At 72.3% G+C, this 24,248-nt stretch carries 27 protein-coding genes and 1 tRNA gene; 20 read left to right on the top strand and 8 right to left on the bottom strand.

What is annotated here, in order from left to right; all coding sequences use genetic code 11:
- The first annotated feature begins 38 nt into the window (after positions 1-38).
- Together ACFRAL_RS09170 and ACFRAL_RS09165 are read left to right on the top strand one after the other, a co-directional pair.
- The gene (locus ACFRAL_RS09170; RefSeq protein WP_378882001.1) at positions 39-1,448 is read left to right on the top strand and encodes a sensor histidine kinase; all 1,410 of its coding nucleotides are present in this window, start codon (positions 39-41) and stop codon (positions 1,446-1,448) included.
- On the top strand, positions 1,445-2,128 hold the full coding sequence (locus ACFRAL_RS09165) for a response regulator (protein ID WP_378881998.1): 684 nt from the start codon (positions 1,445-1,447) through the stop codon (positions 2,126-2,128). The genes ACFRAL_RS09170 and ACFRAL_RS09165 overlap by 4 nt, the downstream gene beginning before the upstream one ends.
- A gap of 69 nt (positions 2,129-2,197) precedes the next feature.
- Here the strand turns inward: ACFRAL_RS09165 and ACFRAL_RS09160 are convergent, their stop codons facing one another.
- Positions 2,198-2,644: a DNA modification methylase gene (locus tag ACFRAL_RS09160; protein ID WP_378881995.1), complete on the bottom strand. Its 447-nt coding sequence runs from the start codon at positions 2,642-2,644 to the stop codon at positions 2,198-2,200.
- A 258-nt stretch (positions 2,645-2,902) separates the two neighbouring features.
- Between ACFRAL_RS09160 and ACFRAL_RS09155 the strand changes: the two genes are divergently transcribed.
- Together ACFRAL_RS09155 and ispD are read left to right on the top strand one after the other, a co-directional pair.
- Complete coding sequence (locus ACFRAL_RS09155; RefSeq protein ID WP_106816803.1) at positions 2,903-3,385, top strand: CarD family transcriptional regulator; 483 nt, start codon at positions 2,903-2,905, stop codon at positions 3,383-3,385.
- Between the two features lie 87 nt (positions 3,386-3,472).
- Entirely contained in the window at positions 3,473-4,675 is a 1,203-nt protein-coding gene (ispD, locus tag ACFRAL_RS09150; RefSeq protein WP_378881991.1) for a 2-C-methyl-D-erythritol 4-phosphate cytidylyltransferase, read from the top strand.
- 5 nt (positions 4,676-4,680) lie between these two features.
- Here ispD and ACFRAL_RS09145 read toward each other — a convergent pair whose 3' ends face one another.
- Positions 4,681-5,148 carry a GNAT family N-acetyltransferase gene (locus ACFRAL_RS09145; RefSeq protein WP_378881988.1) on the bottom strand — a complete coding sequence of 156 codons (468 nt, stop codon included), beginning with the start codon at positions 5,146-5,148 and terminating at the stop codon, positions 4,681-4,683.
- 54 nt (positions 5,149-5,202) lie between these two features.
- Positions 5,203-6,135 (bottom strand): DMT family transporter, encoded by a 933-nt coding sequence (locus tag ACFRAL_RS09140; protein ID WP_378881986.1) that lies wholly within the window; start codon positions 6,133-6,135, stop codon positions 5,203-5,205.
- A 79-nt stretch (positions 6,136-6,214) separates the two neighbouring features.
- Between ACFRAL_RS09140 and cysS the strand changes: the two genes are divergently transcribed.
- From cysS to ACFRAL_RS09125, 3 genes are all read left to right on the top strand, one after another.
- Positions 6,215-7,636 (top strand): cysteine--tRNA ligase, encoded by a 1,422-nt coding sequence (cysS, locus tag ACFRAL_RS09135; RefSeq protein WP_378881984.1) that lies wholly within the window; start codon positions 6,215-6,217, stop codon positions 7,634-7,636.
- Positions 7,629-8,633, top strand: a complete 1,005-nt coding sequence (rlmB, locus tag ACFRAL_RS09130) for a 23S rRNA (guanosine(2251)-2'-O)-methyltransferase RlmB (protein WP_378881981.1) — start codon at positions 7,629-7,631, stop codon at positions 8,631-8,633. Before cysS ends, rlmB begins: the two co-directional genes overlap by 8 nt.
- 103 nt (positions 8,634-8,736) lie before the next feature.
- On the top strand, positions 8,737-9,378 hold the full coding sequence (locus tag ACFRAL_RS09125; protein ID WP_336396692.1) for an NAD(P)H-binding protein: 642 nt from the start codon (positions 8,737-8,739) through the stop codon (positions 9,376-9,378).
- Between the two features lie 59 nt (positions 9,379-9,437).
- On the opposite strand, the gene ACFRAL_RS09120 is transcribed toward ACFRAL_RS09125, so the two are convergent.
- Together ACFRAL_RS09120 and ACFRAL_RS09115 are read right to left on the bottom strand one after the other, a co-directional pair.
- Positions 9,438-10,745, bottom strand: coding sequence for a DUF4032 domain-containing protein (locus ACFRAL_RS09120; RefSeq protein WP_336396691.1), 1,308 nt, complete (start codon positions 10,743-10,745; stop codon positions 9,438-9,440).
- A 69-nt stretch (positions 10,746-10,814) separates the two neighbouring features.
- Complete coding sequence (locus tag ACFRAL_RS09115) at positions 10,815-11,921, bottom strand: ABC transporter ATP-binding protein (RefSeq protein WP_378881977.1); 1,107 nt, start codon at positions 11,919-11,921, stop codon at positions 10,815-10,817.
- A gap of 223 nt (positions 11,922-12,144) precedes the next feature.
- Here ACFRAL_RS09115 and ACFRAL_RS09110 point away from each other — a divergent pair, with 223 nt between their 5' ends.
- Positions 12,145-13,107 carry a DsbA family protein gene (locus tag ACFRAL_RS09110; RefSeq protein WP_378881976.1) on the top strand — a complete coding sequence of 321 codons (963 nt, stop codon included), beginning with the start codon at positions 12,145-12,147 and terminating at the stop codon, positions 13,105-13,107.
- Positions 13,108-13,144: 37 nt separating this feature from the next.
- Positions 13,145-13,217 (top strand) — tRNA-Thr (locus ACFRAL_RS09105).
- A gap of 39 nt (positions 13,218-13,256) precedes the next feature.
- On the opposite strand, the gene ACFRAL_RS09100 is transcribed toward ACFRAL_RS09105, so the two are convergent.
- The gene (locus ACFRAL_RS09100) at positions 13,257-13,916 is read right to left on the bottom strand and encodes a hypothetical protein (protein WP_336396688.1); all 660 of its coding nucleotides are present in this window, start codon (positions 13,914-13,916) and stop codon (positions 13,257-13,259) included.
- A gap of 38 nt (positions 13,917-13,954) precedes the next feature.
- On the opposite strand from ACFRAL_RS09100, the gene ACFRAL_RS09095 reads away from it, so the two are divergent.
- The 9 genes from ACFRAL_RS09095 to pucL all read left to right on the top strand — a co-directional run bounded on the left by ACFRAL_RS09095 (position 13,955) and on the right by pucL (position 21,761).
- Positions 13,955-14,911 carry a DMT family transporter gene (locus ACFRAL_RS09095; protein WP_336396687.1) on the top strand — a complete coding sequence of 319 codons (957 nt, stop codon included), beginning with the start codon at positions 13,955-13,957 and terminating at the stop codon, positions 14,909-14,911.
- Positions 14,912-15,010: 99 nt separating this feature from the next.
- On the top strand, positions 15,011-16,285 hold the full coding sequence (locus ACFRAL_RS09090) for a DUF6986 family protein (RefSeq protein ID WP_378881971.1): 1,275 nt from the start codon (positions 15,011-15,013) through the stop codon (positions 16,283-16,285).
- Positions 16,282-17,094: a bifunctional allantoicase/(S)-ureidoglycine aminohydrolase gene (locus ACFRAL_RS09085; protein WP_378881968.1), complete on the top strand. Its 813-nt coding sequence runs from the start codon at positions 16,282-16,284 to the stop codon at positions 17,092-17,094. The genes ACFRAL_RS09090 and ACFRAL_RS09085 overlap by 4 nt, the downstream gene beginning before the upstream one ends.
- A gap of 3 nt (positions 17,095-17,097) precedes the next feature.
- A complete protein-coding gene (gene allB / locus ACFRAL_RS09080; RefSeq protein WP_378881965.1) occupies positions 17,098-18,450 on the top strand; it encodes an allantoinase AllB in 1,353 nt (450 codons plus the stop codon).
- A 55-nt stretch (positions 18,451-18,505) separates the two neighbouring features.
- Complete coding sequence (locus ACFRAL_RS09075) at positions 18,506-19,420, top strand: HpcH/HpaI aldolase/citrate lyase family protein (protein ID WP_378881963.1); 915 nt, start codon at positions 18,506-18,508, stop codon at positions 19,418-19,420.
- A 36-nt stretch (positions 19,421-19,456) separates the two neighbouring features.
- The gene (gene bcp / locus ACFRAL_RS09070) at positions 19,457-19,930 is read left to right on the top strand and encodes a thioredoxin-dependent thiol peroxidase (RefSeq protein ID WP_336396682.1); all 474 of its coding nucleotides are present in this window, start codon (positions 19,457-19,459) and stop codon (positions 19,928-19,930) included.
- Positions 19,931-20,039: 109 nt separating this feature from the next.
- Positions 20,040-20,537 (top strand): 2-oxo-4-hydroxy-4-carboxy-5-ureidoimidazoline decarboxylase, encoded by a 498-nt coding sequence (gene uraD / locus ACFRAL_RS09065; RefSeq protein WP_336396681.1) that lies wholly within the window; start codon positions 20,040-20,042, stop codon positions 20,535-20,537.
- Positions 20,534-20,860, top strand: coding sequence for a hydroxyisourate hydrolase (uraH, locus tag ACFRAL_RS09060; RefSeq protein WP_378881958.1), 327 nt, complete (start codon positions 20,534-20,536; stop codon positions 20,858-20,860). The genes uraD and uraH overlap by 4 nt, the downstream gene beginning before the upstream one ends.
- Before the next feature lies 1 nt (position 20,861).
- On the top strand, positions 20,862-21,761 hold the full coding sequence (gene pucL / locus ACFRAL_RS09055; protein ID WP_336396679.1) for a factor-independent urate hydroxylase: 900 nt from the start codon (positions 20,862-20,864) through the stop codon (positions 21,759-21,761).
- Between the two features lie 52 nt (positions 21,762-21,813).
- On the opposite strand, the gene ACFRAL_RS09050 is transcribed toward pucL, so the two are convergent.
- Together ACFRAL_RS09050 and msrB are read right to left on the bottom strand one after the other, a co-directional pair.
- Positions 21,814-22,350 carry a nitroreductase family protein gene (locus ACFRAL_RS09050; RefSeq protein ID WP_378881955.1) on the bottom strand — a complete coding sequence of 179 codons (537 nt, stop codon included), beginning with the start codon at positions 22,348-22,350 and terminating at the stop codon, positions 21,814-21,816.
- On the bottom strand, positions 22,350-22,766 hold the full coding sequence (gene msrB, locus ACFRAL_RS09045) for a peptide-methionine (R)-S-oxide reductase MsrB (RefSeq protein WP_336396677.1): 417 nt from the start codon (positions 22,764-22,766) through the stop codon (positions 22,350-22,352). The genes ACFRAL_RS09050 and msrB overlap by 1 nt, the downstream gene beginning before the upstream one ends.
- Before the next feature lie 127 nt (positions 22,767-22,893).
- On the opposite strand from msrB, the gene ACFRAL_RS09040 reads away from it, so the two are divergent.
- Together ACFRAL_RS09040 and ACFRAL_RS09035 are read left to right on the top strand one after the other, a co-directional pair.
- Positions 22,894-23,928: a DUF2332 family protein gene (locus tag ACFRAL_RS09040; RefSeq protein WP_378881952.1), complete on the top strand. Its 1,035-nt coding sequence runs from the start codon at positions 22,894-22,896 to the stop codon at positions 23,926-23,928.
- A 9-nt stretch (positions 23,929-23,937) separates the two neighbouring features.
- Positions 23,938-24,186, top strand: a complete 249-nt coding sequence (locus ACFRAL_RS09035; RefSeq protein ID WP_336396675.1) for a DUF3263 domain-containing protein — start codon at positions 23,938-23,940, stop codon at positions 24,184-24,186.
- Positions 24,187-24,248: the final 62 nt, after the last annotated feature.

Here is a 24,248-nt window from a genome sequence, read left to right as displayed (position 1 = left end):
GTCCGACGGCGCCGTGGGCGTGCCCGTACGCTGGTGGCATGGACACGACGCAGCTCGCGCTGCTCGCCCTCCTCGCGGGCATCGTCGTCGGCGGCTCGGTCTCCGCCCTCGTCGTCGCGGCGATGCGGGCGCGCGATCGCGCTCTCATCGAGAGCTCGGTGGAGGTCCCTGACGGAGTGCGCGGCGTGCTCCACGGCATGGACGACGCCGCGATCGTCGTGGACGCCTCGTTCACCGTCCTGGCCGCCTCGTCGGCGGCCGCCGCGTTCGAGCTCGCGGAGGGCGGCTCGCTTCCGACCGACGAGCTGCGGGCCCTCGCCCGTCGCGTGCGCACCAGCGACGCGATCGCGACCGAGACGACGGCGACCCAGACGATGCGGCTGCGTCGCGGGGCGCCGCCGGCCGAACCCCGGCTGGTCTCGGTGCGAGCGTCGCGCATCTCGCCGCGGCTCACCCTCCTCGTGCTGCGCGACATCACCGAGCGCGAGCGCGTCGAGGAGATGCGCCGCGACTTCGTCGCCAACACGAGCCATGAGCTGAAGACGCCCGTGGGCGCGGTGAGCCTGCTCGCCGAGGCCATCGAGTCCGCCGCCGACGACCCGCCCCAGGTGCGCATCTTCGCGACGCGCCTGCAGGCCGAGGCCGCACGGCTCGCCCTGCTGACCTCGCGCATCATGAACCTCTCGCGGCTGCAGGCGGCCGATGAGCTGCCGGCCCGGATCGTCTCGATCGACGAGGTCGTAGCCGGCGCCCTGGACGCCCACGCGATCCAGGCGGACTCCGCCGGCGTCGAGGTGGTGCGCGGCGGCGCGCGCGGCCTGTACGTGCTCGGGGACGCGCAGGTGCTGAGCGAGGCCGTCGGCAACCTGATCGCGAACGCGATCGCGTATTCGCCGCGGGGATCGAGCGTGGGCATCGGCATCAAGGTCGCCGACCGCGTCGTCGAGATCGCGGTGACCGACCGCGGCATCGGCATCGCCGAAGGTGAGCAGGACCGCGTGTTCGAGCGCTTCTATCGCGCCGACCCGGCACGGGCCCGCCGCACGGGCGGGAGCGGCCTCGGCCTCTCGATCGTGAAGCACGCCGTCCAGCGTCACGGCGGCGAGGTGCGGCTGTGGTCGCGGCCCGGCCGTGGCTCCACCTTCACCATCCGCCTGCCGCAGGCGGACGCCCCTGAGGTCGGCCCCGCGCCGAAGCGGGGACGCAAGAAGCGGCGGGCGTCCTCGGCCGACGCGAGCGCTGTGCAGAAGGCCCCCGCCGGCTCCGCCGCTCCCGCGCCCGCCGGTTCCGCCGCCCCCGCTGCGCCCGCTCCCGCCCCGGCGCCTGCGGCGCCCGTGGCTGCGCCCGCAGCGGCGCGCGACGTCCCTGCGAAGCCCAGGCGTCCCCGCAAAGCCCCGTCCGCCTCTCGTGCCGAACATGCTTCCGCCGGAAATGGAGATCCCGCATGACCCGCGTCCTGATCGTCGAGGACGAGCCCGACCTCGCCGACCCGCTCGCCTACCTCCTCCGTCGCGAAGGGTACGACGTCGAGATCGCCGAGGACGGCCCGGCCGCGCTGACGGCGTTCCGCGAGCGCGGCGCCGACATCGTGCTGCTCGACCTGATGCTGCCCGGGATGCCCGGAACCGAGGTGTGCCGGCAGATCCGCACGACATCGTCTGTGCCGATCATCATGCTCACCGCGAAGGACTCGGAGGTCGACATCGTGGTGGGACTCGAACTGGGCGCCGACGACTACGTCACCAAGCCCTACTCGGCGCGCGAGCTCCTCGCCCGCATGCGGGCGGTGCTGCGACGCTTCTCGCAGCTCGACGCGGACCTCGAGGACCGCGTCCTGGAGGGCGGCCGGGTGGTGCTCGACATCGATCGGCACACCGTGGCCGTCGACGGCGGCGAGATCAACATGCCGTTGAAGGAATTCGAGCTGCTGGAGGTTCTGATGCGCAACGCCGGCCGGGTGCTCACCCGCGGTCAGCTCATCGACCGCGTGTGGGGGAGCGACTACTTCGGCGACACCAAGACGCTCGACGTGCACATCAAGCGCATCCGCTCGCGCATCGAGAAGAACCCCGGTGCCCCTGAGATGCTGGTCACGGTGCGGGGCCTCGGCTACCGCTTCGAAGGCTGAGCACCCACGGCATACGCGAAGAGGGCGCCCCACCGGGGCGCCCTCTTCGCGTTCGCGGAGTCGGTCAGGTCACGGCGCGAGCGCCGTGAGATAGTCCAGGGTGCCGTCGAGCACGGGGACCGAGACGAGCTCGCCCTCGGCGTCGCCGGACTGGAAGTACGCGTCGATGTACGCGCCCGGCATGGTGTCGAGGTCCTCGATGAGGATCGGCTCCTCGCCGTCCTCGGCGCCCAGGCTGAGCACGGTGTCAGCGGGAACCCGGACCGTCAGCGAGATGTCGGAATCCTCGCCCCCGAAGTCGATGTTGAGGGTCTGGGTCTCGTCGGTGTCGTTCACCAGCGCCGCCACGAAGTTGCCCTCGGAGCCGTCCTCGTTCGCGACGATCTGGGCGTTGCGCACCTGCACGGGGCCGGCGCCGACGACGTTGGTGCCCTCCGCAGCCGAGTACGAGATCGTGGTCGCCTGCGGCGAGATCATCGCGCAGCCGGTCGCGGTCAGGGCGAGGGCGCCGCCCATGGCGAGCGACGCGACGAGCCGTCGACCCCTCGAACCCGGTGCCGCCGCGAATCGGCCGTTCGCAAAACCGTTGCGGCGGTGTATCGAGATCACGGATCCTCCCAAGACGGATGACGGTTCTCCAGCATTCTAGGGGGTTCGGCACCGCCGGAACGGACCACGCCGCACGTGCGAGGCGCGGCCGGGGAGGGGTGGGGCGGAGAACCTTAGCGTATTTCTCCTGTGGTATCCTGGAGGTTGCCGAAAGGACATAACTCCATGCTTTTTGAGGTTGGCGAGACGGTCGTCTACCCCCACCACGGGGCGGCAACGATCATCGAGGTCAAAGACCGGATCATCAAGGGCGAGACGAAGAAGTACCTGAAGCTCAACGTCACGCAGGGTGATCTCATCATCGAAGTACCCGCAGAGAACGTCGACCTGGTCGGCGTCCGCGATGTCATCGGCAAGGAGGGCCTCGACAAGGTCTTCGAGGTGCTGCGCGCGCCGTTCACGGAAGAGCCCACGAACTGGTCCCGCCGCTACAAGGCGAACCTCGAGAAGCTCGCCTCCGGCGATGTGATCAAGGTCAGCGAGGTCGTCCGCGACCTGTGGCGCCGCGATCAGGACCGCGGCCTGTCCGCGGGTGAGAAGCGCATGCTCGCCAAGGCGAAGCAGATCCTCATCTCCGAGCTCGCTCTCGCCGAGAAGACCGACGAGGAGCAGGCCAGCGTCCTCCTCGACGAGGTCCTCGCAAGCTGAGACAGACACCGGAACGGCGCCCCACGGGGCGCCGTTCCGCTGTCTGCCCCGGGAGAATGCGATCCCCGGTCGCGATAGCGTGAACGGGTGAGCATCACCCCCGTGCCGCACGTCGGCGTCATCGTCGTGGCCGCCGGCTCCGGAACCCGCCTGGGTGCATCGACGCCGAAGGCGTTCGCCCGGATCGACGGCCGGAGCATCCTCCGGCACGCCCTGCTCGGCGTGCTCGCCGCGGCGCCCGCACAGGTCGTCATCGTGGCGCCGGAGGGCCGCGAGGAGGATGCGCTCGACGAGGCCCTGGTCGCCGCGGCCGGTCAACGCGACCTCGTCTCCGTCGTCACGGGCGCCGGCACCCGCCAGGGGTCCGTCGCTGCCGGCCTGCGGGCACTGCGGGAGGACGTCGAGGTCGTGCTCGTCCACGACGCGGCCCGCGCGCTGACCCCCGCCGAGGTGTTCGCCCGCGTCGTCGGCGCCGTCGTCGCCGGAGCCGACGGTGCGATCCCGGTGCTCCCGGTCATCGACACCATCAAGCGCGTGTCCGGCGACGAGATCGTGGCAGCCGTGGACCGTGCAGAACTCGCGGCGGCCCAGACGCCGCAGGGCTTCCGGCGGGAGGTGCTGGACGCGGCATATGCCGGCGCCGCCGTGGAGTTCACCGACGACGCCGCCCTCGTCGCGGCGGCCGGTCATCCCGTCGTGGCCGTGCCGGGGCATCCGCTCGCCTTCAAGATCACCACGCCCGCGGACCTGGAACGCGCCCGCCACCTCGTCGCGGCGCCGCAATCGCCCGACGCATCGCATCCCGCGCCTGCTGCGGTCGCGCCGCGGGTGGGCGTCGGCACCGACGTGCACGCGTTCGGCGGCGACGGGACGCTCTGGCTCGCTGGCCTGGAGTGGCCGGGCGAGGTGCCTCTCTCGGGCCATTCCGACGGCGACGCCGTCGCGCACGCGATCGTCGACGCGCTGCTGGCTGCGGCCGGACTCGGCGACATCGGCACCCACTTCGGAACGGATCACCCCGAGTACGCCGGTGCGCATGCCGACGCCTTCCTCACCAGGACCGCCGCGATCCTCGGCGAGGCGGGGTGGCGGGTGGGCAACGTGTCGGTACAGGTGCAGGCCAATCGCCCCCGGTTCGCCGCACGTCGCCTCGAGGCCGAGAGCGCGCTGTCGGCGTCGCTCGGGGGAGCGCCGGTGTCGGTCTCGGCCACGACCACCGACGGTCTGGGCTTCGCCGGAGCGGGCGAAGGCGTGTCGGCGTTCGCGGTGGCGCTCGTCGTGCCCGCCTGAGCGGATCAGAGCACGCGGGTCATGAAGACCGAGAACGGGTCGAGCGCGTAGTCCCCGAACGGTCCGCAGTGCGTGAATCCCTCGCTCTCGTAGAGCCGCTGCGCGGGCAGGAACTCGGGCGTCGTCCCGGTCTCGAGCCACAGCGTGCCCATCCCGCGCCGGCGCGCGTCGTCCATGATGTGCCGCAGCAGCGCCCGGCCCACCCCGAACCCGAGGAAGCGGTCGTCGACGCGCATCGACTTGATCTCGCCTCGGTCGGCGTCCAGCGCCTTCAGCGCGCCCACGCCCGCCAGCTCGCCGTCGATCCACGCCGACCAGACCGAGAGGGACGGATGCCGCAGCGCGTCGATGTCGAGCGCGTGCACGCTGTCGGGAGGAGAGGTGTCGTGCATGCCGGCGAGGTGGCGGGCGATGAGGCGTCTGGTCGCCTCGCCGCTCAGGTCGTCGGTGCGGATCTCGATGGTGCGCTGCATGTCCCGCCCAGTGTGCCATCGCCGGATTGCCGCCGTGTTTCGGCCCGCGCGCCGTCACGCCTCCACGGCGTAGGGTGCGGGGTCCCGCGGTACGCGTGATCCCCAGGCGAGCAGCGCCAGACCGGCGGCGAGCACGACGAGCCCGACGACGGCCAGCGCCGACAGCCGTTCGCCCAGCACGACGATCCCGAGGACGCTGGCCGTCAGCGGCTCGCCGAGGGTCAGGGTCGCCGCCGTCGCCGCGGTGAGCCCGCTGAGCCCCCATGTGAACAGCACGTACGCGATCGAGATGGTGCCCAGGCCCAGCCACAACGCCATCGCGACGCCCGAGCCCGTGCCGAGCCACGCGAGGTCGACGAACGGCAGCGCGAAGGCGCAGATCGCCGCCGAGCTCGCACCCATCGCACCCACCACGGTGAAGGGATCCCACCCGGCGTCGAGCAGCCGCCGCTGGGCGTTCGCGATGACCGCGAAGGACGCGCCCGCCCCCACGGAGCCGAGAAGACCGAGGGGGTCCGTCCCCGAGCCGTCGCCCGCCTCGCCGCCGAACCCCAGCAGCACCACCCCGAGCGTCGCGAGCGCCGTCGCCGCCATCCAGGTCGGGGTCGGTGTCCGCCGGGTGAGCGCCCACTCCAGGAGACCGGCCAGGATCGGCGCCGACCCGAGCGCGACGACCGTGCCGACGGCCACGCCGTTGCGGGCGGTGCCGAGGAAGAACAGCGGCTGGTACAGCGCGAGGCATGCGCCGGTGAGAACCATCAGTGACAGCGGCTGGAGCGTGAGACGGGGGCGCGTCGCCGCCGAGGGCCGCCGGCGTGCGTGGCGGGCGGCGAGGGAGAACGCGATGACGGCGAGACCGGTGCCGCCGATCACCATGCGCATGACGCCGATCGACAGCGGCGTGGTGCCGTCGGGGCCGAGGGCCTGGGAGGTGCCCGTGGTGCCGAACAGCACGGCGGCGGCGAGGACGGCGAGCACATGCACCATCCGTTTATATCCCGCGCGCCGGCGGTTGCGCGGGGCCTTCGCCCAGTGACCCCGCACGACCCGCCGGTAGGCTGGTGCGGTGACGGTTCAGCTGTACGACACCAAGGCGCAGGCCCTGCGCGACTTCGTGCCACTCGACCCAGAGAACGTCACGGTCTACGTCTGCGGTCCCACGGTGCAGTCCGGACCCCACATCGGCCACCTCCGCGGCGCGCTGAGCTTCGACATCCTCCGCCGCTGGCTGACGCACCGCTACGGTCGGGTCACCTTCGTCCGCAACGTCACCGACATCGACGACAAGGTGCTGCTCAACGCGACCGACGGGGAGCCGTGGTGGGCCCTGGCCTATCGCATGGAGCTCGAGTTCACCCGCGCCTACACGGCCATCGGCATCCTTCCTCCGACGTACGAGCCGCGCGCGACGGCGTCCATCCCGCAGATGCAGGAGCTCATCGCCCGGCTCATCGAGTCCGGTCACGCGTACGCCGCCGGCGGCACCGCCGCCGGCGACGTGTACTTCGACGTGCGCTCGTGGGCGGACTACGGGTCGCTGACCCGCCAGAGCATCGACGCCATGGAGCCCGCCGCCGACGCGGACTCGCGCGGCAAGCGCGACCCCCGCGACTTCGCGCTGTGGAAGGGCGCTAAGGCCGACGAGCCGTCCTCCGCGATGTGGGACTCGCCGTGGGGGCCGGGACGGCCGGGCTGGCACATCGAATGCTCCGCCATGTCGCGGCGGTACCTCGGCGCCGAGTTCGACATCCACGGCGGAGGTCTCGACCTGCGCTTCCCGCACCACGAGAACGAGCTCGCGCAGTCCACCGCCGCGGGCGACGGGTTCGCCCGCTATTGGGTGCACAACGGCCTGGTCACCGTCGGCGCGCAGAAGATGTCGAAGTCGCTGTTCAACTTCATCCTCGCCGAGGACGTGCTCCGCGAGCGCGACCCGCTCGTCATCCGCTACGCCCTCGCCGCCGCCCACTACCGCTCCAGCCTCGACATCACCACGTCGACGTTCGACGAGGCCGAGGCGGCGATCGGGCGCATCCGCACGTTCCTCGAGAGGGCGCTGCGCACGCTTCGCGACGACACGGACGACCTGCGGCTGACGGCCGAGGTGCCCCTCGCCTTCGCTGCCGCCCTCGACGACGACCTCGGCGTCCCGCAGGCGCTCGCCGTCCTGCACGAGACGGTGCGGGACGGCAACTCGGCACTGGATGCCGGCGACCGGGACGCCGCGCTCAGAGCCTTCGCCGACGTCGCCGTGATGGCCGGCGTGCTCGGAATCGACCCCCTCGACCCGCACTGGCACGCGGCGGACGCCTCGGCCGAGGCATCCGCCCTCGACGCGCTGGTGGGGGCGATGATCGCGCAGCGCGCCGACGCGCGCGCCGCGAAGGACTGGGCGGCGGCCGACCGCATCCGCGACGCGATCGCGGCGGCCGGGATCGCCCTGGAAGACACCGCAGACGGAACACACTGGAGTTTGATCGATGGCTAAGCCGGCACGCCCCGGAGCGGGCAACAGCAAGAAGAAGGGCGCCATGAAGGGCACCGGCGGCCACGGCCGCAAGTCCCTCGAAGGCAAGGGCCCCACCCCGAAGGCGGAGGACCGCGGCTGGCACGTCGCGGGCAAGCGCAAGGCAGCCGCCGAGCGCTACGCGGCCGCCGGCGGCAAGGGCAAGCCCGGGCAGCGGCCACCGCAGGGCGCGGGCCCGAACCGCGCCAAGACGAAGGCGGGCGACGACACCGAGACGGTCACCGGCCGCAACTCGGTGCTGGAGGCGCTGCGCGCGAAGATCCCCGCGACGGCGCTCTACATCGCGCAGCGCGTCGAGATGGACGACCGCGTCAAGGAGATGCTGGCCCTCGCGACGCATCGCGAGATCCCGGTGCTCGAGGTGACGCGGCCGGAGCTCGATCGGATGGCGGGCTTCGACGGCGTGCACCAGGGCGTCGCGCTGAAGGTGCCCCCGTACCAGTACGCGCATCCGCAGGACCTCCTCGAGCAGATCCTCGACCGCGGCGAGGTGCCGCTGCTGGTGGCGCTCGACGGCGTCACCGACCCGCGCAACCTGGGTGCGATCATCCGCTCGACGGCGGCGTTCGGCGGACAGGGCGTCATCGTGCCGCAGCGCCGGTCCGCCGGGGTGAACTCGGCGGCGTGGAAGACGAGCGCGGGCGCCGCGGCCCGGATCCCGGTGGCCGTCGCCGCCAACCTCACCACGATGCTCAAGGAGTTCAAGAAGCAGGGCGTGTTCGTCCTCGGCCTCGACGGCGACGGCGACGTCTCGCTGCCCGCGCTGCAGCTCGCCGACCGCCCCGTCGTGGTCGTCGTCGGCTCGGAGGGCAAGGGGCTCTCGCGCCTGGTGACCGAGACCTGCGACCAGATCGTCTCGATCCCGATCTCGGCGGCCGCCGAGTCGCTCAACGCGGGGATCGCGGCATCCGTCGCCCTGTACCAGGTCTCCACGCTCCGCAGCGCCCCGACCACCTGACGCGGCGACGCATTCCCATTCCGGGGAATGCACCGGCGCCGCGCGGGCTTGTCACACGAAGGGCCGGCCGACGCCGGCGCAACGACTCGTCGAAAGGCACACCATGGCACGCATCGCCGTCATCGGAGGCTCCGGCTACGCCGGCCGCCACATCGTCGCCGAGGCGGTGAGTCGCGGCCACACGGTGCTCTCCATCGCGCGCCGCATCCCCGCCGAACGTCACGAGGGCGCGCTGTACACCGAGGGCTCGCTGACCGACGTGCCCGACCTCCTGGCCCAGCTCGAGGGCGTCGACGTGGTGGTGTCGGCCGTCGCACCTCGCGGCGACATGCAAGGGCTCGTGCGGCCCAACCTGGGCGCGCTCGCGTCGCTCCTGCCCGAGGGCGTCCGCCTGGGCGTCATCGGCGGCGCCGGCGGGAGCCTCGTCACCGAGGACGGCCAGCGCGTCGTGGACCTGCCGTCGTTCGCCGAGGATTACAAGGCCGAGGCGCTGGAGGCGATCGGCGTGCTCGAGGACCTGCAGGCGGGCCCCGAGTCGCTGGACTGGTTCTACATCCACCCGGCGGGTGGCTTCGGCGCGTACAACCCGGGCGAGCGCACCGGCTCGTACCGCACCGGGGGCGACGTCATCGTGACGGATGCCGAGGGTGAGTCCTTCATCTCCGGGGAGGACTTCGCGGTCGCCGTCCTCGACGAGATCGAGCACCCGAAGCACCCGCGCCGGCGATTCACCGTCGGGTACTGACTTCCCGCTGACGAGGAGGGGTTGCCGTCCGCGGACGGCAGCCCTTCCCCTCGGGCAGGTCAGACGAGGTCGCGCCAGTCGATCGCGGCCTCGTCGTCGTCCAGGACCGGATTCGGCGACGTGATGACCGGGAGCGAGACCGTCTCGGTGGAGGGACCCATGAGCGTCGCCTCGTCGCGACGGTGCCGCAGCACGTTGTCGATGTAGCTCGTCAGCGTCTCGGCGAGCGGCACCGACTTGCCCTTCGCCTGCGAGAGGTACCAGCGGTGCTCCAGCAGCTGATGGAACACCTCGGCGGGTTCGAGCTTGGAGCGCAGGTCCCACGGGATCGCCTTCACCACCGGCTCGAACACGCGTGTCAGCCACTCGTGCGCGACCATCTCCTCGTCGGAGCCCAGGCGCGAGATGCGGGCGCGGAACTCGTCCAGATCGTTCAGCAGCCGCCTGGCCTGGTTCTCCTCGACGTCCAGGCCGGTCAGGCGCAGGAGCCGCCGCTGGTGGTGGCCGGAGTCGACCACCTTCGGCTGGATGGACACCTTGGTGCCGTCGGTGGTGGCGTGGATGGACATCTCGCCGATGTCGAAGCCGAGGTCGTTGAGACGCTGGACGCGCTCGGTGAGCCGCCACGCCTCGTCGGCGCGGAACGTCTCCTCGTCGGTGAGCGCGGCCCACAGCGCGTGATAGGACGACACGATCCCGTCGGCGATCTCGATCGCGTCGACACCGCCCTCCAGCCGGCCGCCGGCCTCCAGATCCATGATCTCGCCGGCGATGTTCGTGCGGGCGACGTCGAGGTCGTGCGCGCGCTGACCGCGGGTGAGCCCGCTCTCATGGAGCTCGCCGGTCTCCGCGTCGACGAGGTACGCGGCGAACGCCCCCGCGTCACGGCGGAACAGCGTGTTCGACAGCGACACGTCGCCCCAGAAGAAGCCGACGTTGTGCAGGCGGACGAGCAGCAGCGCGAGCGCGTCCACCAGCCGGGTGGCCGTGTCGGGCCGCAGGACCTGCGTGAACAGCGCGCGGTAGGGCAGTGAGAACTTCAGGTGCGCCGTCACCAGGGCGGCCGGCAGCGGCTCGCCCGCGGCATCCGTCCGCCCCGCGATCACCGCGACGCGCTCGACGCAGGGGACGTCCAGACGGGCCAGGTTGCCGAGCATGTCGTACTCGCGCTGCGCCATGGCCTGGGTCGTCTCCTTGATGGCGACGACGCGTCCCGAGAGATTGGCGAAGCGCACCAGGTGCCGCGAGATGCCCTTGGGCAGGAAGACGATGTGGTTCGACGGCCAGTCGCCCAGCGGCGTCGACCAGGGGAGGGTCAGCAGCCCCGGATCGACGCTGCTGGCGGTGATGCTCAGGGCCTCGGACACATCAACTCCTGGGGACAGCGCGACGGCGCGGGGGGATGGCTCCCACCCGCGCCGTCGCGATGGATGACGTCAGGCGCCCGAGACCACCGGGGCGTCGTTGAGGCGCTCGCCCGACTCGATGTCGAAGGCGTGCACGTGCCCCGCGGTCGCCGCGAGCGTGACGGTCTCGCCCGCGTGCGGGTGGCTGCGTCCGTCGACGCGCGCCACGATGTCGGTGCGCTTGCCGTTGATGTCGGTGTGGCCGTACAGGTAGCCGTCGGCGCCGAGCTCCTCGACGAGGTCGACGACCACCGACAGGCCCTTGCCGTCGGCCGGGCCGACCACGATGTCCTCGGGGCGGACGCCGATGGTGACCTCGCTGCCGTGGGCGCGGCCGACGGTGTCGCGGTCGAGCGGGACGACCTCGCTGCCGAACTGCACGCCGCCCTCGGCGAGCGCTGCCGGGAAGAGGTTCATCGCGGGCGAGCCGATGAAGCCGGCGACGAACACGTTGTTCGGCTTCTCGTAGAGGTCGCGCGGGGTGCCCACCTGCTGGAGGAGGCCGTCCTTGAGGACCGCGATGCGGTCGCCCATGGTGAGGGCCTCGGTCTGGTCGTGCGTGACGTAGACGGTGGTGACGCCGAGGCGGCGCTGCAGCGACGCGATCTGAGTACGGGTCTGGACGCGGAGCTTGGCGTCGAGGTTCGACAGCGGCTCGTCCATGAGGAACACCTGCGGCTGGCGGACGATCGCGCGGCCCATGGCGACACGCTGACGCTGACCACCCGAGAGGGCCTTCGGCTTGCGGGTGAGGTACTGCTCGAGGTCGAGCAGCTTGGCGGCCTCGAGGACGCGCGCGGCGCGCTCCTCCTTGCCGACACCGGCGATCTTGAGCGCGAAGCCCATGTTCTCGGCCACCGTCATGTGGGGGTACAGCGCGTAGTTCTGGAAGACCATCGCGATGTCGCGGTCCTTCGGCGGGACGTCGGTGACGTCGCGGTCGCCGATGAGGATGCGGCCGGAGTTGACCTCTTCGAGGCCGGCCAGCATGCGCAGCGAGGTGGACTTGCCACAGCCCGACGGGCCGACGAGAACGAGGAACTCCCCGTCACCGACCTCGAGGTTGAGCTTGTCGACGGCGGGGCGGGTGCCCCCGGGGTACAGACGAGTTGCGTTGTCAAACGTGACGGACGCCATGTTCTCTTCTCCTTCACCGGCAGGTACGTGCCGGACGATCCGTAGTGAGGAATGAGCGGGGGCTTGACCCGCACGCCCGCCATCGGGCGCACGAACAGTATGACACGGCGCGCGCGGAGGTTGCGTCTGGGCATTTCCCAGGGTGGCTGGCTAGCATCGTGAGCGGCCCTTTTCCCGTCCGGCCCGCCGGAATCCCGGCCTTCTTCACGTCCCGAGAGGTTCCATGTCCAGCGACGAGTCACCGAACGCAGCGCCGCGCGAGCGCCGCGACGCCGTGCGCGAGAAGGCTCAGCAGGTGAAGGCGCGCCAGTCCCGTGCGCGACTCATCCGCAGCGCCTCGCTCGCTGCCGTCGCGGTGGCGTTCGTGGCGGTCATCGCGGTCGTGGTGACGTGGACGGTGTCCTCGAGCGCGTCCAAGCCGACCATGAGCCCGGGCAACGACGTGGACGGCGGGTTCATGGTGACGGGCGTCACAGGCCTCGGCATCGCGTCGGACGCCTCCGGGGCCGACGGCCAGGTGCAGGGCGACGCCACTCCCACGCCCACCCCCACCACGCCTGCGCCGACCCCTACGCCCACCGCATCCCCGACCGAGACGCCCGCCGTCGACATCCACGTGTACGTGGACTACCTGTCCACCGGCTCGCGCGACTTCCAGCTGGCCAACATGACGCAGCTGTCGGAGTGGGTCGGCGAGGGCGCCGCGACGCTCACGTACCATCCGGTGGCCATGCTGACCGCGAAGTCGAACGGCACGAAGTATTCGCTGCGCGCCGCCGGCGCCGCCGCGTGCGTGGCCCAGAACTCCCCGGACTACTTCTTCGCGTTCAACGACGCCCTGCTGCGGGAGCAGCCCGACCTGGACTCCGACGGCTACAGCGACAGCGAGCTCGCCGCCCTCGCGATCGCGACGGGTGTGGACGGGTCGAAGGTCGTGCGCAGCTGCATCGAGGAGCAGGCCTACACCTCGTGGGCCAAGACGGAGACGGAGCGCGCGCTCAAGGAGCTTCCCGGCACGGACGGCATCGCCCTGACGACGACGCCGATGGTGATGGTCAACGGCACGCAGTACGTCGGCGCGCTCGACGACCCCAAGGAGTTCGCGCAGTTCGTCCTGACGGTCGCCAGCGACGCGTACTTCAAGGCGACGCCGACGCCCACCTCGACGCCCACGCCGACCCCCTGATCGGGTCGGAGCGGCGCGCCGGTAGACTGGGCGCTCTGCCGGCTTGGCGCAATTGGTAGCGCACCTAACTTGTAATTAGGGGGTTGCAGGTTCAAGTCCTGTAGCCGGCACCGGAATCACCCGCACGAGACGGCGGCTCGCGCCGCCTCTCAGGGAGCGGGCTCGAAGGTGATCGTCACGGGCGCCGCGCCGGTGGCCCGGTCGTACACCAGCGTCCCGGTCACGCGCGCGGGGCCGGTCGACGGTCCGATGGTGGCGGTGAAGGTGTCGCCGTCCGCACTGCGGTTGAACTCGCCCAGCCGCTCGTCGAGCGGCTCCAGCTCCGCGGGGTCCCACCCCAGCTCGGGCGCGAGCGCGCGCAGATGATCCAGCGCCCCCGCCCAGCCGCGCACGACGTCGGGCGAGAGGGTGACGGCGACCAGTCGATCGTCCTCGGCGTTCACCGTCAGCCCCGAGACGTCGTCGAGCACGTACACCTCGTCGCCGGCGGCGATGATCGCCCTGACCGGCCTGCGGAACTCGGCGGACTTCTCGCCGTCCGCCGGGAGCCCGAGCTCGGTCGCCGAGAGACCGCCCGAGCCCACGCGGATGCGCAGCGTGCCCTCGACGTTGACGTAGTCGAAGCCCGCGTCGGTGAGCATGCTCGATCCGTCGGCGGCCTTCTGGTCGTCGGAGGCGGCGGGGCGCTCCTGCGTCCACCACGACCCCTGGATGGCCAGCGCCGCCACGACCGCGCCGATGATGATCAGGGCGAGCACCGCGGCGGGCAGCCAGGCGAGGAGCGCGCGGGTGCGGGAGCGGGTGGCCACGTCTCAGCGTAACCGGGGGCCGCGCGCGGCACGGCAAGATGGATCAGGTGACCTCTCGCCGACTGCCCGCATGGATCGGCATCGGCGGAGCTGTCCTGATCGGCGTCCTGACCGCCGCCCAGGCGCGCATCAACGGTGAGCTCGGGTTGCGCATCGGCGACGGGTTCGCCGCCGCCGTCATCTCGTTCGGGTCGGGCCTGCTCGTGCTGGTCGTGCTCTCCGTCGGGCTTCCGCGGGGCCGCCGGGGCTTCGCCGCCCTGGCCACCGGACTGCGCGAGCGCCGGATCCCGGTGTGGATGCTCTGCGGCGGCGTCGCGGGTGCGCTCTCGGTCGCCACGCAGTCGCTGGCCGTCGGGATCATCGGCGTGGCGCTGTTCACGGTGGGGGTCGTCGCCGGCCAGGCGGTGAGCGGTCTGCTCCTCGACCGGTCGGGGATCGGCCCCGCCGGCACCGTCGCGGTGACGCCGGCGCGCCTCGCGGGCGGCGCCTTGTCGCTGCTCGCGGTCGCGGTGTCGCTGGCGGGTGGAGTCGAGGCTCCCGTCGCGCTCATGGTGCTGCCGTTCCTCGTGGGCGCCGGCATCGCGTGGCAGTCCGCCGTCAACGGCCGCCTGCGCCAGCGGGTGGGATCACCGCTTACCGCGACCCTCGTCAATTTCATCGGCGGCACCGCGGTGCTGGCCGTGGCCGAGCTGATCCACACCGCGATCGCCGGTCCGCCGACGTCCTTCCCGCCGGATCCGTGGCTATACCTCGGCGGCGTGATGGGCGTCGCCTACATCTTCCTCGCGGCCGCCCTCGTGCCCTACACCGGTGTGCTGCTGCTCGGGCTCGGAACGGTCGTCGGACAGGTCGTGACGTCCGTGGCGATCGATGCGGCATGGCCGACGAGCGCCGCACCGGGACTGCTGTCGTCGCTGCTCATGTCGTCGCTCGCGATCCTCTCGGTCGTGGTGGCCGTCGTGCCCTGGAGACGGATGCCCCGCTCCGGGCGCTGACCCGGCACCCGAGCCGCCCCGCCGGGGACCTCCTGGTGGCAAGCTGGTCATCGTGCCGAAGGTGTCACCCCTCGTTCGCGACCCGCGGGCGGTCGCGCGATGACGCGCCCGCTGCTGCGGGCGGACGATCTCGCCGAGCTCGACCGGATGCTCGCGCCCACCGATGAGCTGCTCGCCGAGCGCTACCCGGGGGACGACGGCTCCCGCCAGCCCCTGCACACCGTGTACGTGCCCGCCGACCGCTACACGCCCGCGCTGCCGCGCGAGTGGGGCGAGGCGGCGCTCGAGGCGATCGAGCGGCAGGGCGGGATGGCGTCGGCGATGCGGGAGCTCGGGATCCCCGACGCCCATGCCGGTGCCGTCGGCGCGTTCGTCGGGCGCAGGCTGGCCGCCGAGCCGATCGACGACCTCCGGCTGGATCTCGAGGACGGCTACGGCGATCGCGGTGACGAGGTCGAGGACGCCGATGTGCGCCGCGCCGCGGAACGGGTGGTCGCGGCGGTGGCGGAAGGGACGGCGCCGAAGCTCGTCGGCGTGCGCATCAAGGGCCTCGAGGCCCACACGCGCGGTCGCGGCATCCGATCTCTCGAGCTCTTCCTCGCCGGACTTCGAGAAGGCGGAGACCTGCCGGACGGGCTGATCCTGACGCTGCCGAAGGTGACGACCTCGGCGCAGGTCGCGGCGATGGCAGCGGTATGCGGCCGGCTGGAGGAGCGCTGCGGGCTCGCGCCCGGGCGTCTGCGCTTCGAGGTCCAGGTCGAGACGCCGCAGCTCGTGCTCGGCCCTGGCGGCATCTCGCCGCTGCCGCGTGCGATCGCCGCGGCCGGCGGTCGCCTGAGCGGGCTGCACTACGGGACCTACGACTACAGCGCATCGCTGGGGATCGCCCCCGCGCACCAGTCGATGGAGCATCCCGCCGCCGATCACGCGAAGAGCGTCATGCAGGTCGCCGCCGCCGAGACCGGGGTGCGGCTGTCGGACGGCTCGACGAACATCCTCCCCGTCGGGGATCCGGAGTCGGTGCGCTCGGCGTGGCGGCTGAGCGCGCGTCTGGTCCGGCGGTCGCTGGAGCGCGGCTTCTTCCAGGGGTGGGATCTGCACCCCGCCCAGCTCGTGCCCCGGTTCGCCGCGAACGGGCTGTTCTTTCGCGAGGGGCTCGCACCGGCCGCAGCGCGGCTGCGGGACTGGGCGCGGCGGCTCGACGGTCCCGTCCGTGACGAGCCCGCCACCGCCCGTGCGCTCGCCGCGTTCGTCGCCCGGGGCGTCGCATGCGGGGCGATCACGGCCGAAGAGGCGACGGATGCCGCCGGCATCGAGATCGCGACGCTCGCCGTCCTGGCACACCCGGAGACCGCCCGCAGGGAGTCCGCATGAGCTACTACACGCCCCGGGGCGGTCTGCCGCCCCAGACGGACCTGCTGACCGACCGCGCCGTCGTCACGCAGGCGTACACGTTCATCCCGCGGGGCGTGCTGCGCGACATCGTCACGAGCAGCCTGCCCGGATTCGAGCGCACGCGGGCATGGGTCCTCGCCCGGCCGGTCGCCGGATCGGCGACGACGTTCGCGCAGCTCATCCTCGAGATCGTACCCGGAGGGGGGTCCGACGCGCCGGAGGCGGAGAGCGGGGTGGAGGGCGTGCTGTTCGTCACCGCCGGCGTCCTCAGCCTCACGGTCGAGGGCACGAGGCACGCACTGGAGCCGGGCGGCTACGCGTACGTGGCCGCCGGGGCGGACTGGTCGCTGGCCAACGAGGGCGACGAGCCCGTCGGCCTGCACTGGATCCGCAAGGCCTACGAGCCGATCCCCGGCGTCCCCGCGCCCGGGTCGTTCGTCACCCGCGACCAGGACGTCGAGCCGCAGCCGATGCCCGGGACCGGCGGCGCGTGGGCGACCACGCGCTTCGTGGACCCGGACGATCTCGCGCACGACATGCACGTCAACATCGTGACCTTCCAGCCGGGCGGCTCCATCCCGTTCGCCGAGACGCACGTCATGGAGCACGGTCTGTTCGTGCTGCAGGGCAAGGCGGTATACCGGCTCAACGAGGACTGGGTGGAGTGCGAGGCGGGGGACTACATGCTGCTGCGGGCGTTCTGCCCGCAGGCCTGTTACGCCGGCGGGCCGGAGCCGTTCCGGTACCTGCTGTACAAGGACGTCAACCGGCAGATCCGGCTGACCTGAGCCGTGACGGATCTCGACGAGCACACGTACGACCTCGTCGTGCGGGGCGGGCGCGTCCTCGTCGGCGGCGCCGTCCGAGCCTGCGAGCTGGGCGTCGATGACGGGGCGATCGCCGCCATCGAGCCGCTGGGGCGTTCGCTCCCCGGCCGAAGACTCGTCACGCTGCTCGAGGACGAGGTGCTCCTTCCCGGACTCGTCGACACGCACGTCCACGTCAACGAGCCCGGGCGCACGGCGTGGGAGGGGTTCGAGACGGCGACGAAGGCGGCGGCCGCCGGAGGGGTCACCACCATCATCGACATGCCGCTGAACAGCGTGCCGCCGACCGTCTCGGTCCCCGCGCTGGAGCGCAAGCGCAGCGCGGCGGCCGGTCAGGTCTTCGTCGACGTCGGATTCTGGGGCGGAGCGGTGCCGGGCAACACCGGCGATCTCGCGTCGCTGCACGACGCGGGCGTGTTCGGCTTCAAGTGCTTCCTGGCACCGTCGGGCGTGGCGGAGTTCCCCCCGCTGGACGCCCGCGAGATGGAGCGCGCCATGGCCGAGACCGCCCGCCTGGGCTCGCTGCTCATCGTCCACGCCGAGGACGCCGACGCCCTCGCGCAGGCACCCGCCGCCGCGGGCACCGGCTACGGCGCCTTCCTGGCGTCACGTCCTCGCGCCGCCGAGGACCGCGCGATCGCCGATGTGGTGCGGCTGGCCCGCCGCACCGGCGCGCGCACCCACATCCTGCACCTGTCGTCGTCGGACGCCCTCCCGATGCTCGCGCGCGCGAAGCGCGAGGGCGTCCGCCTCAGCGTCGAGACGTGCCCGCACTACTTGACGCTCGTCGCGGAGGAGATCCCCGAGGGCGGGACCGCGTTCAAATGCTGCCCGCCGATCCGCGAGGCGCCCAACCGCGAGGGGCTGTGGCGCGGACTCGCCGACGGCACGATCGACGCGGTCGTGAGCGACCACTCGCCCTCGACCGTCGACCTCAAGCACATCGACGACGGCGACTTCGCGGCGGCCTGGGGAGGCATCGCATCGCTGCAGCTGGGACTGCCGCTGGTGTGGTCGGAGGCGCGGCGGCGCGGCATCCGACTCGAGAAGGTGGTGGAATGGACGTCGGCGCGACCGGCGGCCCTGGCGGGTCTTGCCCGAAAGGGCGGCATCGCGCTCGGCTTCGACGCCGACCTCGTCGTGTTCGCACCGGACAGCGAGTTCGTCGTCGACGTCCACCGCCTGTACCACAGGAACCCCCTCACCCCGTACGACGGCCGCACGCTGTCGGGCGTCGTGCGGGAGACGTTCGTGCGGGGGCGGCGCGTGGACTTCGCCGAGCCCGGCGGACGCCTGCTGCGCCGCGGCGCCGCGTGAGCGCCGAGTCCGCGGTCGCCTGACCGCAGACCGACAAGCCCGGAAGAAGAGTGACATGTCCGCAGATCCCTACGGCGGTGGCCCCGACCTCCTCGACGCCGACACCGACCTCCGCAGGCCGGTCGCGACGCGTCCAGGACGCCACCGTGCCGTCGACCCCGCCATCGCCCGGTCCTGGCTGCTGGTGCCCGGCACCCGTCCCGACATGTTCGACGACATGGCGGCGTCGCGGGCCGACGCGGTGGTGCTCGACATCGAGGACGCCGTCGACCCCAGCAAGAAGCCGCAGGCCCGGGCGGACGTGGTCGACTGGCTGCGGGCGGGGGGACGGGCGTGGGTGCGGGTCAACGACGCCGCGAGCCCCTTCTGGTCGGACGACCTCGCAGCGCTCGCCGGCATCCCGTCGCTCCTGGGCGTCATGCTGGCCAAGACCGAGTCGCCCGACCAGGTGACGAGCTCCTTCGACCGGCTCGGCGGCAACGCGCCGGTGGTCGCCCTCATCGAGTCGGCGATCGGCATGGAGGACGCCGCCCACATCGCCCGCGCACGCGGCGCCTTCCGGCTCGCGTTCGGCAGCGGCGACTTCCGCCGCGACACGGGCATGAGCGCGGATGCCGAGGCGATGGCGTACCCGCGCGCCCGTCTGGTCGTCGCCAGCCGCGTCGGCGACCTCCCCGGTCCCATCGACGGGCCGACGGTGGGCACCGGCATGCCGACGCTGCGCGAGCACTCCGCGATCACGGTGTCGATGGGCATGACGGGGAAGCTGTGCCTGGCCGCCGAGCAGGCGCCCGTCATCAACGAGGTGATCTGCCCGACGCCGAGCGAGGTGGAGTGGGCGTTGGACTTCCTCGCCGACTTCGAGGGCCGCGGGCGCGTCATCCGCGACGGCAGCGACTTGCCGCGTCTCGGCCGTGCGCAGAAGATCGAGAAGCTGGCTCTCGCGTTCGGCGTCCACCCGACGTCGTGAGCCGCCACCGAGCAGAGAGCGAAAGGGACGTACGACATGACTGAAGGCAATCGGCTGAGCGAGGGCGCACCGAATCCGGGCTTCGCGCTGCCCGACTCCACCGGTGCCGCGGTCCGGCCGGAGGACTTCGCCGGGCGCCGCCTCATCGTGTACTTCTACCCGGCCGCGTTCACCCCGGGCTGCACCACCGAGGCCTGCGACTTCCGCGACAACCTCGCCTCGCTGCAGGCAGCAGGGGTCGCGGTCGTCGGCATCTCGCCGGACTCGGTCGAGCGGCTGGCGGAGTGGGCCGAGGCCGAGCGGCTCGAGTTCCCGCTGCTGTCCGACGAGGACCACGCCGTCGCCGAGGCGTGGGGTGCGTGGGGACCGAAGGTGGTGAAGGGCCAGGAGCGCATCGGGCTCATCCGCTCGACCTTCGTGCTCGCACCCGACGGAACGATCGAGTCCGCTGAGTACGGCGTCGACCCGAACGGGCACGTCGACCGGCTCCGCGCGCAGCTCGCGGCCTGAGGCGCCGCGCCGCGATCCGCTCCTCGTCGCGCCGGATCCCTTTCCCGCGATGCTGGACGCAGGCCCGCCGGCGCGACACGATGGCTCGTGAGGCGGCGAAGGGCGGGCGATGGAGCTCGAGGAGTTCAACCGGCTCGACGCGCGGTCGGCGGCCGAGCTGCTGCGACCGTGCCTCGACATCGATCGGTGGGTGCACGCCGTCGTCGCCGGCCGCCCGTACCGTGACCTCGCGGCGGCGGTCGAGTCCGCCCGCACGGCGGCGCGGCCCTGGACGACGGCCGAGATCGACCGCGCGCTGGCACGTCATCCGCGGATCGGCGAGCAGGCGGGCGGCGCGGATGCCGAGGCCGCACTGTCGCGTGCCGAGCAGGCCGGCGTCGGGACGGCGTCCGCCGATGTCGCCGCGGCGCTCGCCGCCGGGAACCGGGCGTATGAGGCGACGTTCTCACGCGTGTTCCTCATCCGTGCAGCCGGTCGGAGCGCCGAGGAGATCCTCGAGGCGCTGCAGGAACGACTGACGCATTCCGAAGCCGAGGAGATCCCGGTGATCGCCGAGCAGCTCCGGCAGATCGCCGCCCTCCGGATGGAAGGGATCCTCACCGCATGAGCCACATCACCACCCACGTCCTGGATGCCTCGACCGGCAGACCCGCCTCCGGGGTCCGCGTCTCCCTCGCCACGGGCGACGGCGTCGGGATCGCCGCCGGCGTGACCGACGAGCGCGGGCGCGTCGCCGAGCTGGGGCCCGAGCGGCTCGAGCCGGGCGCGTACCGGCTGTCCTTCGCCATCGGCGACTACTTCGCAGCCTCCGGGCGGGAGACGTTCTACCCGGCGGTGTCGATCGACTTCAGCGTCGCCGACGCCGACGAGCACTACCACGTGCCCCTGCTGATCAGCCCGTTCTCGTACTCCACGTATCGCGGGAACTGAGATGGAGGACAGCGCGTTCGTCCTCGGTGCCAACCAGTACGGCAAGGCGGAGGTGCGGCTCGTCCGCATCGACCGGGCGACCCCGCGCCACGAGATCACCGATCTCACCGTGACCTCGCAGCTGCGCGGGGACTTCGAAGCCGCTCACGTCCGCGGCGACAACGCGCGGATCGTAGCCACCGACACCCAGAAGAACACCGTCTACGCGCTCGCCCGCGACGACGTCGGATCGCCGGAGGCCTTCCTGCTGCGGCTGGGCCGTCACTTCACGGGAAGCTTCCCGTGGGTGAGCGGCGGGCGATGGGAGGCGGAGCAGGCCGCGTGGAGCCGGATCCCGGTGGGCGGCGAGGGGCACGAGCACTCGTTCGTCCGCGGCGGGACGGAGACCCGCGTGGCGGTGGTCACGATCGACGGGCGCGACGAGACGGTCGTCGCGGGACTGCAGGACCTCGCCCTCCTGAAGACGACGGGGTCGGAGTTCCGCGGCTTCCCGCGGGACCGCTTCACGACGCTGGCCGACGTGACCGATCGCGTGCTGGCGACCCGCGTGAGAGCGCGATGGCGGTACAACCGACTCGACGTCGACTTCGACCAGACGTACGCCGACGTGCGCCGGGTCCTGCTGGAGACCTTCGCCCAGACGCATTCGCTGGCACTCCAGCAGACGCTCTTCGAGATGGCACGGCACACCCTGGCCGCGCACTCCGAGATCGACGAGGTGCGGCTGTCGATGCCGAACCTGCACCACTTCGCCGTGGACCTCAGTCCCTTCGGGCTCGACAACCCCGGCGAGGTCTTCTTTCCCGCCGACCGTCCGTACGGGCTCATCGAGGCGGCGGTGCTGCGCGAGGGCGCCGACGGCGATCATCCCGCGTGGCGCGGCATGGCCGGCTTCTGCTGAGCGGATGCCTCCGCCGGCCTGGTGAGCGGCGCGGCGGGGCGTGGCATCCGTCTCAGGGCATGCGGGTGACGAATCTGCGCGCGTCCACCGTCTTGCGCCGCTCGGGGCGCGACGTGCGGGGCTTGCCCCCGACGTAGAGCCAGCCGAGCAGCTCCTCGTTCTTCTTCAGGCCGTGCGCCTTGGCCACCGCCTTCGCGCGGGTGTAGTGCCCGGTTCGCCAGATCACGCCCCAGCCGGCCTCGTCGAGCAGCAGGCTCAGCATGTGGGCGACGCCGGAGGCCACCGCCTCCTGCTCCCATCGCGGCACCTTGTGGCTCTTGCGATAGCTCGCGACGACCGCCACGAGCAGCGGGGCGCGCAGAGGTTTGGACGAGACGCCCTTGTCGCCCTGCGCCTTGTTGATCGCACGGCCGAGCCGCTCTCTGTCGTCGCCGCGCAGCTCGATGATCCGCCACGGCTGCAGCGACGAGTGGTCGGCGACGCGGCCCGCCGCGGCCACGAGCTCCAGCAGCTGCTCGTGCGTCGGCGCCTCGTCGGTGACCTTCGACCACGAGCGCCGCGCCAGCGCGGCATCGAGGGCGCCGGGCATCAGGCCTGGACCGGACCGTCGCCCGGCGTGAAGTTCAGCGAGATCGAGTTCATGCAGTAGCGGTCGCCCGTCGGCGTGCCGAAGCCGTCGGGGAAGACGTGTCCGAGATGCGAGCCGCAGTTCGCGCAGCGCACCTCGGTGCGCACCATGCCGTGACTGCGGTCCTCGATGAGGTCGACCGCCTCGGGCCGGATCGACTCGTAGAAGCTCGGCCAGCCGCAGTGCGAGTCGAACTTCGTGCCGCTCTGGAAGAGCTCGGCGCCGCACGCCGCGCACGTGTACAGGCCGGCACGGCTCTCATCGAGCAGTTCACCCGTCCAGGGTCGCTCCGTCCCGGCTTCTCGCAGCACGGCGTACTGCTCGGGGGTCAGTTCGGCGCGCCACTCGGCGTCGCTCTTGTCGACGGCGTAGGTCATGGGTCCCTCCTCTGCCGCGGATGCGGGCACGCAGTCCATTCTTCCGCAGCATGACGAGGCGCGGTCGATGCCCGCTGGGGGAACCCCCAGAACTGCGAGGCATCCGCCGATCCGCCAGGATGGCGGGGTGGCGGACCAGAACCGGGACCAGGATGCGGCCGACGTCGCGGAGCGATACGCGCGGTTCGCCCGAGACGAGGCGCCCGGCCGCTCCGCGCTGTACGCCCAGTGGGCGGCGGGCGTCGCCGCGGACCCCGCGACGGCGGCCGTCCTCGCCCGGATCCCCGCGACGCGGCGACAGCCGCCCCTCGTCTTCGCCGTCAGCCGCATGCTCGGCGCCCCGAAAGCGGGGTTCCCCGCCTGGGCGGAGTGGCTGCAGGTGCACGCGGACGCGGTCGTGGCGGAGGCATCCCGTCGCCGACTGCAGACGAACGAGCCGCAGCGGTGCGCGGCGCTCCTTCCCGCGCTCGCGGCCGTCGAGGGCCCGATCGCCCTGCTCGAGGTCGGCGCGAGCGCGGGGCTCTGCCTGTACCCGGACCGCTACTCCTACCGATACCGCACCGAAGGGGCGGTCGTGGCGCTCGATCCGGTCGACGGACCGTCGACCGTGGTGCTGGACTGCGAGGTCACCGGCGACGTGCCGTTGCGGATGCCGGACGTGGTGTGGCGCGCGGGCCTCGATCTCGAGCCGCTCGACGCCGGCGACCCTGCGGACCGCCGCTTCCTCACGAGTCTCGTCTGGCCGGGGGAGCGCGGACGCGGCGGCAGGATCCTCGCCGCGCTCGACATCGTCGCCGCCGACCCTCCGCTGCTGCGCGCCGGGGACGCCGCCGACCCCGACACGCTGCGCGCCGCCGCCGCCCTCGCGCCGCCGGAGGCGACGCTCGTGGTGACCACGCCGGGCGTGCTGCCCCACATCGCCCGCCCGGAGCGCGAGCGCCTCGTCGAGACCGTGAGGGGGCTGGACGCCGTCTGGGTCACGATCGACCCGCCCGGCCTGCACTCCGCAGCATCCTGGGAGTGGCAGCCCGCCGTCGACCCTGCGACGTGGGGCGGGTTCGTCCTCGGCGTCGACGGCCGCGCGCTCGCCGCCGTCGATCCGCTCGGCGCGTTCGTGCGCTGGCGCGCGTCGCGCCACGGAGAGACGGATGCCGCGGGCTAGCGTGGACGCGTGCCTCTGACCGACCGCGACCGCGCCATCCTCGACTTCGAGGCGGAGTGGCGCCGCCACGCGGGGGCCAAGGAGGAGGCGATCCGGGCCGACCTCGGCATCTCACCCGCGCGCTACTACCAGCTGCTCGGCCGTCTGATCGACACGGCCGACGCGCAGGAGCACGACCCGATGCTGGTGAAGCGCCTGCGGCGCCTGCGGGACGCGCGGGTGCACGACCGCGCGGCGCGCGCCGCCGACGCCCGCTGATCGCCCGGCGGGGTCGCGGGTCCGCCGGTCCTGAACACCCCGCGTTCGCCCGGTAGCATCGT

It is taken from the genome of Microbacterium sp. NPDC056736 (assembly GCF_042790415.1).
GTDB lineage: Bacteria > Actinomycetota > Actinomycetes > Actinomycetales > Microbacteriaceae > Microbacterium.
The sequence above is the reverse complement of the archived record's forward strand: the minus strand, read 5'-3'. Positions and strand labels throughout refer to the sequence as shown.